Source organism: Sulfitobacter sp. W074, assembly GCF_025142275.1.
Classification (GTDB): Bacteria; Pseudomonadota; Alphaproteobacteria; order Rhodobacterales; family Rhodobacteraceae; genus Sulfitobacter; species Sulfitobacter profundi.
In genome coordinates this window covers 3034808-3048143 of sequence record NZ_CP081130.1, presented here as the reverse complement: position 1 = coordinate 3048143, position 13336 = coordinate 3034808, and the positions used below count along the sequence as shown (strand labels likewise).

Genomic DNA, 13336 nt, shown 5'->3' with positions numbered 1-13336 from the left:
AGCCGATAGCGGCGAAAAGTGCTATTCCAGCGTGGCGATGATGGCACGCAGGGTAGGGATGCCCCAGCCCTTTTCCGAAGACGTGACCACAATCTCGGGATAGGCGGCGGGGTGTTTGCTTAGCGCGTCTTTCACCTGCGTCAGGATTTTCTCACGCTCGGCTTCTTTGACCTTGTCTGCCTTGGTCAGCACGACCTGAAAGGTCACGGCAGAGCTGTCGAGCAGGGACATGATTTCGTTGTCGACCTTTTTGACGCCATGACGCGCGTCGATCAGCACAAAGGCGCGGCGCAGAGTTTGACGGCCCGAAAGGTATTGCTTGAGCAGACGCTGCCATTTCTCGACCACCGGCAGCGGCGCGTTGGCATAGCCGTAGCCCGGCAGGTCAACGAGGTAATGCTCTTCGCCGGCCGTGAAGAAGTTAATCTCCTGCGTACGGCCGGGCGTGTTCGAGGCCCGCGCCAGTGCTTTCATGCCCGTCAGCGCGTTGATCAGCGTCGATTTCCCGACGTTGGAACGGCCCGCAAAGCAGACCTCCATGCGGTCTGGGGGCGGCAGCCCGTCCATCGCCACCACGCCTTTGACGAATGTCGTCTCACCGGCGAAAAGCATCCGGCCTTTTTCGGCGCTCGGCGCGTCCGGCTCCTCGGCAATGGTGTAGTTCACTTGCATCAAATCAGCTCCAGTTCGTCGCCCACGGCGATCTCTCCGCCGGTGGTGACGGTCAGGGTAACACCGAAGTCTCGGTGACCCAATTGGTCAAGCGCGGCGAGCGTATCCACGTCGTGCGCGCCGGTGTCGGTGTTCACGGTTGTAGCAAGGCAGCGGGTGATGCGTTTGGACACATGCAGCCGCGTCTCGCCGATTTTCAGGTCGCGTCCGATCCATTCGAACTCATCCCACGGGGCGGCCCCGTCAAACCAAATGTTGCCGCGCCAGCGGGCGGTTTGCAGCGGGCTGCCGGCAAGCGCTTCGACAGCGGCATGGGAGGCCAGGTTATTGAGCGAGAGCGTCGGTTCGGCACTGTCAGTATAGCCGCGCCCGTCGAGCCGCAGGATATCTGCGGGGGCGGCGCGGCCTTCGGCAACCAAGGGGCGCACCCAGTCGAGGAATGCGGCCTGTTCGCGATCGGGGTGAAAGGTGATTTCGCTGCGCGCCGGGTGGCGCAGGGTAAGCATCTCAGTCGTCTCATCCAGCTTGGCCGTGATCGCCTGCAGCTGCGGCGAGGACGCCCCCCGCGTGAAATTCAAACACCTCGCCCAATCTCCGGGCGCGGCTTTGGATGCGTCATGGGCCACGGCCCAGAGCCGGTCATAGGGCATCGACTGCCCGGCGCGCAGGGTCACACGCTCAACCGTCTCGCGGCCATGGGCCTTGAGCGGGTGCCGGTTGAGCGCAGTGATCTGCATCACTTTTTCGACTTGCCCGATTTGGGTTTGCTATCTGCATTGGCGGCATCACCCTTGGGCGTGCGTTTAAAGCCGCCTGCGATGTTGCCCCAGAGGTCAGGCTTGTACCCTTGGCTGCGCATGATCAGATACTGCTGGGTGAAGGTGATCGTGTTGTTCGCGATCCAGTAGACCACAAGGCCGCTCGCGAAACCGCCCAGCATGAACATGAAGACCCAAGGCATCCAAGCAAAGATCATCTGCTGTGTCGGATCGGTGGGGGCCGGGTTCAGCTTTTGCTGCAGGTACATGGAAATACCCAACAGAAGCGGCAGAATACCGATGAACACCAGCGCCAGCATCGAGCCGGGCTCGGGGGCCGCATAGGGCAGCAGGCCCCAGAGGTTCATGATCGAGGTCGGATCGGGCGCGCTGAGGTCTTGGAACGGGCCAAAGAAGGGCGCGTGGCGCAATTCGATCGTGACAAAGATCACCTTGTAGAGCGAGAAGAAGATCGGGATTTGCAGAAGGATCGGCAGACAGCCCGCGGCGGGGTTTACCTTGTTCTTCTTGTAAAGCTCCATCATGCCCTGCTGCATCTTCTGACGGTCGTCGCCCGCATCTTTCTTCAGCTTTTCCATTTCGGGCTGAAGTTCCTTCATCCGCGCCATGGAGACGTAGGATTTATAGGCCAGCGGGAAGAGCAGCGCCTTAATCAGCAGTGTCAGGCCGATGATCGCAACGCCCATGTTGCCGATGAGCTGGTTGAGGTTGTGCAGTAGCCAGAAGATCGGCTTGGTCAGGAAAAAGAACCAACCCCAGTCGATGCTGTCGATGAATTTGGCGACACCGGAGGCTTGGTAATCCTGCAGGGTTTCCCACTCCTTCGCACCCGCGAAGAACTTGCTGGAGGTGCTCACGCTTTCGCCTGCCGCGACCGAGCGGGTCGGCTGGCGGGTGAAGGCACGGTAGGTGTCGGCGCGCGGGTCATAGGTGAGCGCCTGCTCAAAGGTCTCGCCCGCGTCGGGGATCAGCACGGCCTGCCAATAGTGATCGGTGAAGCCGACCCAGCCCTCGGTGACGCCTTCGGTGACCACGGCGGGGCGGCCCCAGGTGCTGTTCACGTCGGCTTCGGCGATGTCGTCCCAATCGACTTCGGAAAGCTCACCATTGGCCATGGCCACGGCGCCTTCATGCAGGATGAAGAAGCTTTTCAGGTCTTCGGGCAACCCGTGTTGCGCGATCATGCCGAAGGGGGCGAGGTTCACCGCGCCTTCGCCATTGTTGGTCACGCTCTGGGTGATGTCGAACATATATTCGTCGTCGACCGAGATGGTGCGGGTGAAGACCTGACCGGCGCCATTGTCCCAGCTTAGTGTGACGGGGCTGTCGAGGCCCAGTGTTTCGCCCTCGCTCAGGGTCCAGAGCGTATCGACACCCGGCACGGCATCGGGCGCAAGGCCAGAGCCTGCGGCCCAACCATGCAGCGCGTAATAGGCATCGCTCGATCCTTCGGGGGAGAGCAGGGTCACGATTTCGGCGTCTGCGTCGAGCGTGGTTTGGTAGTCGTTTAGTTTCAGGTCATCGATCCGACCACCCATGAGCGAGATGGAGCCGCTGACCTTATCGGTCGCAATGGCCACGCGGGGGGCAGCCGCCAGAGCCGCGCGGCGGCCTTCGGGTGCGGCGCCTTCGCCATCCTCCGTGCCGGGCGCGGCAGCGGTGTCGGCGGTGGAGGCTGGGACCGAGGTGCCCTCGATGGTTTGGCTGGTCTCTGTGCCGGGTTCTAGCGCAGGGTCGGCTTCGGGGGGCGGGAACAGGAGGAACCACACGAGGATGACGGCAAAGCTGAGCGCCGTGGCAAGGATGAGATTCTTGTTCTGTTCGTCCATGGGGACCGCCACCTGATGTCTTTGAATATCATGGGGGTTCAACAGAGTGCGGGGCCAAAGGTCAAGTGGAATCGGGTAAGGTTAGGGGCGATGTAGCGTGGTTTTGGCCCATCTGGCATGGGTTTTGCGGAGTTTCGCCGGGGGCGGTTGCGGGGGGCCTGTGGCGCTGGCTTTGACTCGGGTCGGGGCCGAAGGGGGTTGGGGGCCTCGGCGCGAGGGGCGTATCATCTGTCTGGGGTAGGCACGGCACGCTACATTTGGCGCGTGCAGATCGGACGAATGTGGCGCTATGTCGCGCGCCCGTTCATGATGCGGGGCACATCTTGCAGTTTTGCATTGTGGCGGGCGATCCAATCAAGTGTTTGCTCAAAAGGCATGGGGCGGGCGATGCCGAAGCCTTGCACGTGGTCACAGCCGAGTTGGGCCAACAGGACATGCTCCCCCACCGTCTCCACCCCTTCGGCAAGGGTTTCGACGCCCAGGCGTTCGGCCATGGTCAAGATGGCGCTGATCATGCGTTGCTGATCGGGGTCGCGATCGGCCTTCATAACGAAGGAACGATCGATTTTGATCCGGCTTACCGAAAAGCGGCGGATGGACGCGATGGAGGCATGGCCGGTACCGAAATCATCAAGGTCGATGCGGCAACCGAGCTTGCGCAGGGCATTTATATTTCGGGTGATCACATCATCGGCGGCGGAAGCGACGACCGTTTCCAGTACTTCGATTGCGAGCCTTTCGGGGGATAAATCAAAACGGTCCAACTCCCACGTGATTTTGTCGATGAGCTGAGGGTTGGCAAGTTCGCCGCCTGCGAAATTCACCCCGATCTGGGGCACCTCGGTGCCGGAGCTGTCCCAAGCTTTGAGCGCTGCAAAGGAATGATACATCATCACCTCGGCCAAACGTTCCAACAGGCCAGCTTCTTCGACGGCGGGCAGGAAATCGGAGGGCGGGATCATGCCTTGGACCGGGTGGTTCCAGCGCGCCAGTGCTTCAAAGCCGGTGATTTGACCGGTGTCGGTTGAGATTTGCGGCTGGAACCATGGTTGAATCTGCCCACTGGCCAATGCCTGCGCGACCTCCTCGCGGAGTTCTGCGCGGCTTTCGGTTTCCCGGCGCATCTGGTCAGAGAAGGCGCGGATGGAAGATGGCCCGCGCCGCTGGCCGCTGCGCAGCGCCGTGGCGGCGGCGGCAAGCCAAGCGGAGCCATCACCGCCCGGGGCGCGGGTGTTGAGGCAAAATCCGACGGAGGCCGTGAGATAGATCGTGACCCCATCGACAAAGAACGGTTCTTCCAAAGTGGCCTGAAGCCGCCCGGCGAGTTGAATGCAAAGCTCAAGATCAAGCTGGCGGACCGGGGCCGTGCAGATGGCGAAACGTGCTTCGCCCATCTTGCCGATGATATCGTCATCCCGCAGGGCGCTGTGCAACCGTTCGCCGCTTTGCCGCGCAATCGTATCAGCGGCGGATTGGCCGTAACGTTCGATGATCTGGTCAAAATCCTCAAGCGCGATAAAGCACGTTGCCGACAAGCGCCCCTGTGTTCGGGCGCTTTGAAAGACCTGTTCGGTCAGCTCTTCAAAGGTGCTGCGCTGTAGTATGGCGGTGTGCGCGTCACGGGGAAACGTCGCCCCCTCGCCAAACCGCTGCCCCGCAAGAAACAGAAGTGGCAGCGCGGCAGAGGCGCCAATCAATGCCATTTCACCGCCGATCCAAAACGCCAGCAGTGACATCGCGGGGAGAAAGGCCAGAGCGGCCTGACCGCTAAGCAATGCGGCGAGCGACTGGCGCAGTTGCCCGGGCCCAGTGGTGCGGTAATGTGCCATCGCGATATCCCTCTTCAATGCGCGCCATGCCTGCGCTGATGGGGGTGGGATATCGCCTTTAGGGTGTGTCGTGGGTTAACAGAGACCGGTTTTTCGCGGATTATTATCTAAAATTGTTCTTGCTCTGTACTCTTAATGTTCCGCGTAAGCCCGGCAAAGTCGAAAAGCTCGGGATCCAGCAAATGTGAGGGCCGAGCGTTCATCAGGGCGCGGAACATAACTTGCCGACGACCGGGACTATTGGCCTCCCATCCGTCGAGAATCGCCTTGACCTGCTGGCGTTGAAGCCCGTCCTGCGACCCGCAAAGATCGCAGGGAATGATCGGGTAATTCATCGCCGTGGCAAAGCGTTCGCAATCGCTTTCGGCCACATGGGCAAGTGGGCGGTAGAGGAACAGATCGCCTTCTTCGTTCACCAGCTTGGGCGGCATCGTCGCCAGCCGTCCGCCGTGGAAAAGGTTCATGAAAAAGGTTTCAAGGATGTCATCCCGATGATGCCCCAGCACCACGGCAGAGCAGCTTTCCTCCCGCGCGATCCGGTAAAGATTGCCCCGGCGCAGGCGGCTGCAAAGGGCGCAGAAAGTGCGTCCGGCAGGGATCTTGTCCATCACGATTGAGTAGGTGTCTTGATATTCGATGCGATGCGGAACGCCCATCTTTTCAAGGAATTCCGGCAGCACGGTGGCCGGAAAGTTCGGCTGGCCTTGGTCGAGGTTGCAAGCCAGAAGCTCGACAGGCAGCAGGCCACGCCATTGCAATTCATGCAGGACCGCAAGCAGGGTGTAGCTGTCTTTGCCGCCCGACAGGCAGACCAGCCATTTGGGTTTCGGCGCGCCCTCGGCGGTCGGCTCGACCATGCCGTATTGGTCAATCGCCTCGCGGGTCATGCGGACGATGCGCTTGCGCAGTTTCTTGAACTCGGTGCTTTGCGGTGCGCCGGCAAAGAGGGGGTGAATCTCGTTGGTTTCGTCCAGCATCGTCGGTCTCTCACTATCTGCTTGGCTTCACCTAGGGCATTTTACCCCTTTGCCGCAAGCGTGGCGCTAGTCTGGGACGTTGTCGATCCCGCTGTGGCCCCACGGGTGGCAGCGGGCGATGCGCCGTGCGGCCAGCCATCCACCCCGCAGCCCGCCGTGTTTTTGCAAGGCTTCCAGCGCATAGGCGCTGCAGGTGGGCTGGTAGCGGCAATTGTATCCAACCCATGGGCTGAAAAGCAGCCGGTAGCCGCGCACCGGCAGGGCGAGCAGCGCCGCCAAGGGGGTCATTTGCGCGCCCCGTGAAGGATATCAAGCGCGCGGGTGAGATCGGCTAGCAACTGGTCGAAGGGCAGGGCCGCTGTCGCCTCGCGCCGCCCGACAAAGACATAGTCCATGCCTGCGCGCCCCGCCTGAGGCAGCGTCAGCCGCGCGATTTCACGCAGGCGGCGCTTGGCGCGGTTGCGGGCCACGGCGTTGCCGACCTTTTTCGAGCAGGTAAATCCCACGCGAATGGGCGCCGCGCTGGGCTCATCCTCCCGGCGGGGTCGCATTTGTAGGATGAATCCCGGGGTCGCTACACGTTTGGCGCGGCTGGCACGCTGAAAGTCCGCCCGTTTGGTCAGGATTTCCAAACGCAGAGAAACTGCCGGGGCAGGGTTCCCTTTTGTGGCGCAAATGCCATTCAAGGGTGCCTCCGGCGGTGTCATATTCTGGTTCCGAAGATCGAAGGCGCTTACGCGCTCAGCGATTTCCGGCCCTGTGCGCGGCGTGCATTGATGATCTTACGGCCGGCTTTGGTGGCCATGCGCGCGCGGAAACCATGGCGCCGCTTGCGCACGAGGTTCGAGGGTTGAAAGGTGCGTTTCATCGCTCCGTCTCCATCTAAAGCTGGCTGGGCACGGAATCACTTGAAGGGTTCCACCGCGGCCAGCGTCAATTCAAGCCCGTCCTCTAATGCGGCGGGGCGCGCAAGTCAAACCCCCTGAGGCGGAAAAACTGCGCTTTGCAACAAAATGCCGGTCAGAAGGGGGCGGTTTGTTTCAGTTCGCCCTTCTACCCTGCGAAATCGGGGCTCTCGGCACAAGTCCTATCAAGCGCGCGTGAGGAGCCTGTTCCTGCGCGCTGCTTCACGCCATCATTAAGGAAACGGAAAATGGTCTGATGTAGGCCTAATAAAAGTGTTGAAATGAGCCGCAAAGATCAAAGTAAGCCCGCGCTGATGCGTTACCTGCCCCTTGCGGTGATCCTAGCGGTCGCCGCCATCGGCGCGTTTACCCTGCGTGATTACCTGAGTTTCGACGCCCTGCGTGAGAATCGCGAGGCATTGATCGCCTTTCGTGACAACAACTACCTGCTGACCGCGCTGGCCTTTGTCGCCGCCTATGTAGTGATCGTGGCATTCTCCCTACCGGGGGCCACGGTGGCGACATTAACTGGCGGCTTTCTGTTCGGGCTGTTTCCCGGTGTCCTTTATAACGTGGGGGGGGCCACACTCGGCGCGATCGTGATCTTCCTGGCGGCGCAATGGGGGCTGGGCGACCGGCTGAAAGAGCGGATGGATGCCTCTGATGGGGTGGTGCGCAAGATCAAGGCAGGGATCGACGATAACCAGTGGTCGATGCTCTTCTTTATCCGTCTTGTGCCAGTGGTGCCGTTCTTTGTTGCGAATCTGGTGCCCGCATTCCTCGGCGTGCCGTTGTTTCGTTTCGCCATCTCCACGTTTTTCGGCATCATGCCGGGGGCGCTGGTCTTTACCTCTGTCGGGGCGGGGCTAGGTGCGGTTTTTGCCCGAGGTGAGACGCCGGACCTCGGGATCATCTTTGAGCCCCATATTTTGCTGCCCATTCTGGGTCTTTGCGTTCTGTCGCTGCTGCCTGTGGCGATCAAGACATTTACCGGCAAGAAGGATCTGCTGAAATGACCAACCGTATCAAGACCGACGTTCTGATCATCGGCGCAGGCTCTGGCGGGTTGTCGGTGGCGGCGGGGGCCGTCCAGATGGGCGCGGATGTGACCCTACTTGAAGGGCATAAAATGGGCGGTGATTGCCTGAACTATGGCTGCGTGCCTTCAAAGGCGCTGATCAAGACTGGCAAGACCGCCCATGCCCAGCAGCGCAGCGCGCAATATGGGGTCGAGAATGCCGCCGGTACGGTGGATTACGCGGCGGCCAAGGATCACGTGGCCGATGTCATCTCGCAAATCGCGCCGGTCGATTCGGTTGAGCGCTTTGAAGGCTTGGGCGTGCGGGTGATCCGTGAATACGGGCGTTTCATTTCCGATAAAGAGGTGCAGGCGGGTGATACGATCATCACCGCGCGGCGGATCGTCGTGGCCACCGGGTCATCCCCGCTGGTGCCGCCGATTCCGGGGCTGAATGATGTGCCCTATGAGACCAACGAAACCCTTTTCGATCTACGGGAAAAGCCGGAGCATATCATCATCATCGGGGGTGGCCCCATCGGCATCGAGATGGCGCAGGCCCATGTGCGAATGGGCTGCAAGGTGACGGTGATCGAAGGCGATCGGGCGCTTGGCAAAGATGATCCGGAGCTGGCTGAGGTGGTTCTTCAGACCATGCGCGACGAAGGCGTCGCTTTTGAAGAGGGCAGCAACGCCGCGAAGATCAGCGGTGAAGCGGGCGCGATTACGGTTGAAACTGAGGTTGGCCGTGTCATCAAAGGCTCGCACCTGATGATGGCCGTGGGGCGCAAGAGCAACATTGAGCGTCTCGACCTTGATAAGGCGGGAGTGGAAACCACCAAAGCAGGCATCAAGGTCGATGACAGCCTGCGCAGCAGCAACCGCCGCGTCTATGCCATTGGCGACGTGGCAGGCGGGCTGCAATTCACCCATGTGGCGGGCTATCACGCTGGGGTGGTGATCCGCTCGATCCTCTTTGGCCTGCCGAGCAAGACCAAATTACACCATATCCCATGGGTCACCTATGCCGCGCCGGAGCTGGCGCAAGTCGGGCTGACCGAGGCGCAGGCGCAAGAGGAGCATGGCGACAAACTGGAGGTCGTGCGTTTTCACTATAACCACAACGACCGCGCCATCGCCGAACGCCAGACCAAAGGGTTCATCAAGGTCATGGTGGTCAAGGGCCGCCCGGTCGGGGCCAGCATCGTCGGCCATCAGGCGGGCGAATTGATCACCCTGTGGTCACTTGCGCTGGTCAACAACATGAAGATGAGCCAGATTGCCGCTATGGTCGCCCCTTACCCCACGATCTCGGAAATCAACAAACGCGCGGCGGGGGCCTATTTCAGTCCGCGCCTCTTCGAAAGCGCGTTGGTTAAAACGGTTGTGCGCGCCGTGCAGCGCCTGTTGCCCTGAGATAGCACATGATTCACTCGCTCTCTGGCCGTTTGCTGATCCTCACCACCATCTTTGTGATGCTGGCCGAAGTGCTGATTTTCGTCCCCTCCATCGCGCGGTTCCGCGAGGAATATATGCTGACCCGGCTAGAGCGGGCGCAGATCGCGTCGCTGGCGCTTTTGGCTGACGATATGCTCGACCCGGAGTTGGAGGCGGAGTTGCTGCGCAACGCCGAGGTCTTCAACGTGGTACTGCGCCGGGACGAAGCGCGGCAATTGGTGCTGGCGTCCCCCATGCCGCGCTCTGTCTCGCAAACCTATGACCTGCGCGATGCCTCTGCGATGGTTCTGATTCGTGACGCGATGCTGCGGCTGTTCCGGCCGGGGAATGAGGTGGTGCGCGTGATCGGCGCCCCGGTGCGCGAGGCGGGGCTGCTGATCGAAGTCACGATGGAAACGGCACCGATGCGCGTTGCCATGCTCGACTACGGGATTCGCATCTTGATGCTTTCGGCGGTGATCTCCGTCATTACGGCGGTGCTTTTGTTCTTTGCCATGCGGGCTTTGCTGCTCAAGCCGATCAAGCGGGTGGCAGGGCATATGCAGCGCTACGCCGCCGCGCCCGAGGACGCCCGGCGGATTATTGAGCCCTCCGCCAGTGTCACCGAATTGCGCGAGGCTGAAGTGGCGCTTCAGAAGCTCCAGACGGACCTGACACAGGCGCTGAAACAGAAAGAGCGTTTGGCCCAATTGGGCAGCGCGGTCAGCAAGATCAGCCATGATCTGCGCAATATCCTCACCTCGGCGCAGCTGTTCACCGACCGGATCGAGATGTCCGAAGACCCAACGGTCAAACGCATGGCGCCCAAGCTCGTCAGTTCCATCACCCGTGCGGTGCACCTATGCGAATCGACACTGGCTTTCGGCAAGGCCGAAGAGCCGGGGCCGACGCTGACCCTCATGCTGCTGGAAGATCTGGTGGAAGAGGTCATCGACGGCGAACGCCTTGCCGACCCTGAAAGCGACATCAGCTTTGCCGCCGACATCCCCGCGAATCTGACCGTGCGTGCGGACCCCGAACAAATGTACCGCGTGCTGGCCAATCTGATGCGGAACGCCCGGCAGGCGATTACCGCCACCGGCAAACCGGGCGAAGTCTATTTGCGGGCCGAGGATATGAGCGATGCGTGGTGCGTCACCGTCAGCGACACCGGCCCCGGCCTGCCACCGAAAGCGCGAGAGCACCTTTTTACCGCGTTTCAGGGCGGTGCGCGCAAAGGTGGGTCGGGCTTGGGTCTGGTGATCGCATCCGAACTGGTGCGCGGCCACGGCGGCACCTTGGCCCTGCGCAGCAGTGGGCCGGAAGGGACTGTTTTTGACATAACGCTGCCCAAGGGGGACGGCACCCTATAGATTTTCGCAGAAAATTGCATTTCCTCAAAACGAGGGCTTGCAACTCCCCGGGGCTAAGACTAAACCCCCGCTCAGTGGACCGATAGCTCAGCTGGATAGAGTACCTGACTACGAATCAGGGGGTCGGGGGTTCGAATCCTCCTCGGTCCGCCACTACCCAAAATTGAAGAACGCAGTGCTTTTGGCGCGTCTCACCCGTCTTTCGGCGGGTTGTAAAAGCCCGTGTCGCGGTAGGGTTGGTCAAAGGCGTGATCCATCAATTCCAGATGGTCTTGGCCGTAATACATGTCTCCATTCAGAAAATAGCTGGGCGAGCCGAAGATGCCGCGGGCGATCGCCTCTTCGGTGTTCTCGGCGTGAATGGTCTGAACGTCTGCATCCGTCGCCTGCGCGATCAGAGCGTCACTGTCGGGATCAATCGCAGCGGTCGCGCGGCGCAGATGCTCGGGATTCGCGAGATCGATATCATCGCGCCAATGCGCCTGAAGAATCGCAAAGGAAAGCGCATCGACATCGCGCCCAGCCCGCGCGGCGGCGATCAGGTAACCGTTTGAAAGGTCGAGCGCATTGTCGTGATGCGTGGGGCGGTGGTTGAGGATGTCCAGCCCGCGATACTGAGCCCAACGGGTGATCTCTCTGCCAAAGAAATAGTCGATATAATGGGGGGTAAAGCCACGAAAATGGGACACCCGACCCGCTGCGATCACCGGATAAAGATCAAATGGTTGGTGGATGAGCTTCGCACCACGGGCGGCGCAAATCTCCAGCAGTTTGCGATGCCCAAGATAGGCGTAAGCGGAATGGGCGGAATAGAAATATTCAATGGTGTCCAACGTCGGCTCCCTCTGTTGCGCGCATCATGGCGGAAACCGATGTGCAGGCAAGGACGGGGGCCGAGAGGTAAGGGTAGAATCACGAAAGCGCTAAATGCAGAGCACTTAAATCAGCGATAGTCACTCAATACCGACGTTTGGGTGTGGTGTTTGCCCGCGGGCGGGGCGCAATCGCGCGGGCCTGCCGGGGCTGGGGGCGCTGCTTTGCCACGAGAGCCAAGGCCACCACGCCTGCGACCAGTATCAGGAATTCATACGTCCACATGAGCCATTCCTCCTTGGGCATGTTCATAAGGTTAACGACGCTTATGCTCGCTGGGTTCCGCCCTCCTGCCGGAGGCGGCGGTCTTTGGCCGAGGCCGTAATGAACAACGCCGGCGCATGCCAGCGGATGGCCTTATCGGTTCAACTGTTGTTCAGGGATCAGGCCATCTGGCGCATGACGGCCATCGTAGCGACGGCGGGCTGGGGGAGCAGCGATGTGGTCACGCAGGCAGGGTACGATGCGATTGTCCTGCACCGCCCGGGCCATGGTCTTGGCAGTGACGTACATGAGCCGCGTAAAGTCGCTGCGCATTCCGACCCGGTACTGGCCGAGGGAATGTCTTTTTGATCGAGCGGGGCATTTATCTGGAGTGCAAATTCGCCGTACGCTTGGAGAAGATCGTGATCCTGCGCGCCGATGGTCTGGAAATCTTCTCGGAAATGCCGCGCGAGGTGCAGCGCCGCAGCTAAAAAAGTGGCCAAAGCGGCGAAAATACGCACGCTTTGGCCTGGAGGGAGACAGACAGAGAGAGAGAGAGAGAGAGAGAGAGAAGGGGGCGCGTGGTTAGGAGGTGCCGCGGGCCATGTTTTCAAAAATGCTTTTCATATGGCTGTCGAACTCATTCCACGTGATGACGGCCCGGTTGCCCGCATGGCCGTGATAATAAGACCGGCCCGTTGACGTGGGCAGCCCGGCCCAGATGCGGGCGAGGTTCTCCATAAAGCGATGGCGGCTGATCTTGCCCTTCATGAAGGGGGTAAAGCCCGCATCTTCGAGCAATAGGTCGGCCAACAGGTCTTGGACCCGTGGGGTAAAGACGTCACTTTTGCTCAGCCCGGCTTCGGCGACGAGCGTTTTCAAGGTGTTGGGGATGAACTGGTAGCGCCCAATGGCATGGGGCTGGCCGGGGGTGGCCGCGATCCAGCGGTAGATTTCGCCGATGGTCATGCTTGTGGGGCGCTTCGGCGGCTTGACCCGTGCCCCGTGTTGCACCGCGTCATAGCCTTTGCCCCCGGCCTCAGCCGACGCGATGACATGGCGCACGGCGGCGGATGGCCCCCCGCGCGTGGGAATGGCAAGCTTGCGCGGTGCGCGTTTGGCGGTCGTCTTGATCATGCTGCGGTTAAGGTAAATGCGGTCCTCCGAAGCGGAGGGCGACAGGGCGAAATTCAAGCCGGCGACGGCGATCTTCCTGCTGTCGAAACGGGCGAAATCATTTGCATTTGCCGCACCGGAAAGGGTGGCGGCGATCAGGCAAAAGGCAGTGCTGGCAGCGAGCTTTTTCATCTGGGTTTCCCATCTGGGTTGGATGTTGCGTTGGCCCTGATCATGCGCGCTTAAAATCGATATTTCATTAATGCGGACAGCTAGTTAGCGTCTCGAAAGGATAGTTGGTCCGGCACTAGGAATAGGCCAGGT

Annotated in this window: 15 protein-coding genes and 1 tRNA gene; 6 read left to right on the top strand and 10 right to left on the bottom strand. The window is 60.8% G+C overall.

The window, feature by feature from the left end:
- Nucleotides 1-21: 21 nt before the first annotated feature.
- From yihA to rpmH, 8 genes are all read right to left on the bottom strand, one after another.
- Nucleotides 22-672 carry a ribosome biogenesis GTP-binding protein YihA/YsxC gene (gene yihA, locus K3762_RS15075; RefSeq protein WP_120351813.1) on the bottom strand — a complete coding sequence of 217 codons (651 nt, stop codon included), beginning with the start codon at nucleotides 670-672 and terminating at the stop codon, nucleotides 22-24.
- The gene (locus K3762_RS15070; protein ID WP_206054291.1) at nucleotides 672-1409 is read right to left on the bottom strand and encodes an MOSC domain-containing protein; all 738 of its coding nucleotides are present in this window, start codon (nucleotides 1407-1409) and stop codon (nucleotides 672-674) included. The genes yihA and K3762_RS15070 overlap by 1 nt, the downstream gene beginning before the upstream one ends.
- Nucleotides 1409-3280, bottom strand: a complete 1872-nt coding sequence (gene yidC / locus K3762_RS15065) for a membrane protein insertase YidC (RefSeq protein WP_132444204.1) — start codon at nucleotides 3278-3280, stop codon at nucleotides 1409-1411. Before yidC ends, K3762_RS15070 begins: the two co-directional genes overlap by 1 nt.
- A gap of 287 nt (nucleotides 3281-3567) precedes the next feature.
- Entirely contained in the window at nucleotides 3568-5109 is a 1542-nt protein-coding gene (locus K3762_RS15060; protein ID WP_132444205.1) for a bifunctional diguanylate cyclase/phosphodiesterase, read from the bottom strand.
- A gap of 107 nt (nucleotides 5110-5216) precedes the next feature.
- Nucleotides 5217-6086: a tRNA 2-thiocytidine(32) synthetase TtcA gene (gene ttcA, locus K3762_RS15055; protein ID WP_132444206.1), complete on the bottom strand. Its 870-nt coding sequence runs from the start codon at nucleotides 6084-6086 to the stop codon at nucleotides 5217-5219.
- A 66-nt stretch (nucleotides 6087-6152) separates the two neighbouring features.
- Nucleotides 6153-6374, bottom strand: coding sequence for a membrane protein insertion efficiency factor YidD (gene yidD / locus K3762_RS15050; RefSeq protein WP_067626496.1), 222 nt, complete (start codon nucleotides 6372-6374; stop codon nucleotides 6153-6155).
- On the bottom strand, nucleotides 6371-6793 hold the full coding sequence (rnpA, locus tag K3762_RS15045; protein ID WP_132444207.1) for a ribonuclease P protein component: 423 nt from the start codon (nucleotides 6791-6793) through the stop codon (nucleotides 6371-6373). Before rnpA ends, yidD begins: the two co-directional genes overlap by 4 nt.
- A gap of 26 nt (nucleotides 6794-6819) precedes the next feature.
- Entirely contained in the window at nucleotides 6820-6954 is a 135-nt protein-coding gene (gene rpmH / locus K3762_RS15040) for a 50S ribosomal protein L34 (RefSeq protein WP_007118882.1), read from the bottom strand.
- 318 nt (nucleotides 6955-7272) lie between these two features.
- On the opposite strand from rpmH, the gene K3762_RS15035 reads away from it, so the two are divergent.
- From K3762_RS15035 to K3762_RS15020, 4 genes are all read left to right on the top strand, one after another.
- Nucleotides 7273-8007 (top strand): TVP38/TMEM64 family protein, encoded by a 735-nt coding sequence (locus K3762_RS15035; protein WP_067626492.1) that lies wholly within the window; start codon nucleotides 7273-7275, stop codon nucleotides 8005-8007.
- The gene (locus K3762_RS15030; protein WP_132444209.1) at nucleotides 8004-9425 is read left to right on the top strand and encodes an NAD(P)/FAD-dependent oxidoreductase; all 1422 of its coding nucleotides are present in this window, start codon (nucleotides 8004-8006) and stop codon (nucleotides 9423-9425) included. The genes K3762_RS15035 and K3762_RS15030 overlap by 4 nt, the downstream gene beginning before the upstream one ends.
- An 8-nt stretch (nucleotides 9426-9433) precedes the next feature.
- Nucleotides 9434-10819: a HAMP domain-containing sensor histidine kinase gene (locus K3762_RS15025; RefSeq protein WP_132444210.1), complete on the top strand. Its 1386-nt coding sequence runs from the start codon at nucleotides 9434-9436 to the stop codon at nucleotides 10817-10819.
- Nucleotides 10820-10895: 76 nt separating this feature from the next.
- A tRNA-Arg gene (locus K3762_RS15020) sits at nucleotides 10896-10972 on the top strand.
- Nucleotides 10973-11010: 38 nt separating this feature from the next.
- Here the strand turns inward: K3762_RS15020 and K3762_RS15015 are convergent.
- A complete protein-coding gene (locus K3762_RS15015) occupies nucleotides 11011-11652 on the bottom strand; it encodes a 2-hydroxychromene-2-carboxylate isomerase (protein WP_120351806.1) in 642 nt (213 codons plus the stop codon).
- Nucleotides 11653-12091: 439 nt separating this feature from the next.
- Between K3762_RS15015 and K3762_RS15010 the strand changes: the two genes are divergently transcribed.
- Complete coding sequence (locus K3762_RS15010) at nucleotides 12092-12265, top strand: M24 family metallopeptidase (protein WP_132444211.1); 174 nt, start codon at nucleotides 12092-12094, stop codon at nucleotides 12263-12265.
- Complete coding sequence (locus tag K3762_RS15005; RefSeq protein WP_260010321.1) at nucleotides 12262-12387, top strand: hypothetical protein; 126 nt, start codon at nucleotides 12262-12264, stop codon at nucleotides 12385-12387. The genes K3762_RS15010 and K3762_RS15005 overlap by 4 nt, the downstream gene beginning before the upstream one ends.
- Before the next feature lie 94 nt (nucleotides 12388-12481).
- On the opposite strand, the gene K3762_RS15000 is transcribed toward K3762_RS15005, so the two are convergent.
- Nucleotides 12482-13204 carry a hypothetical protein gene (locus tag K3762_RS15000; RefSeq protein ID WP_132444212.1) on the bottom strand — a complete coding sequence of 241 codons (723 nt, stop codon included), beginning with the start codon at nucleotides 13202-13204 and terminating at the stop codon, nucleotides 12482-12484.
- Nucleotides 13205-13336: the final 132 nt, after the last annotated feature.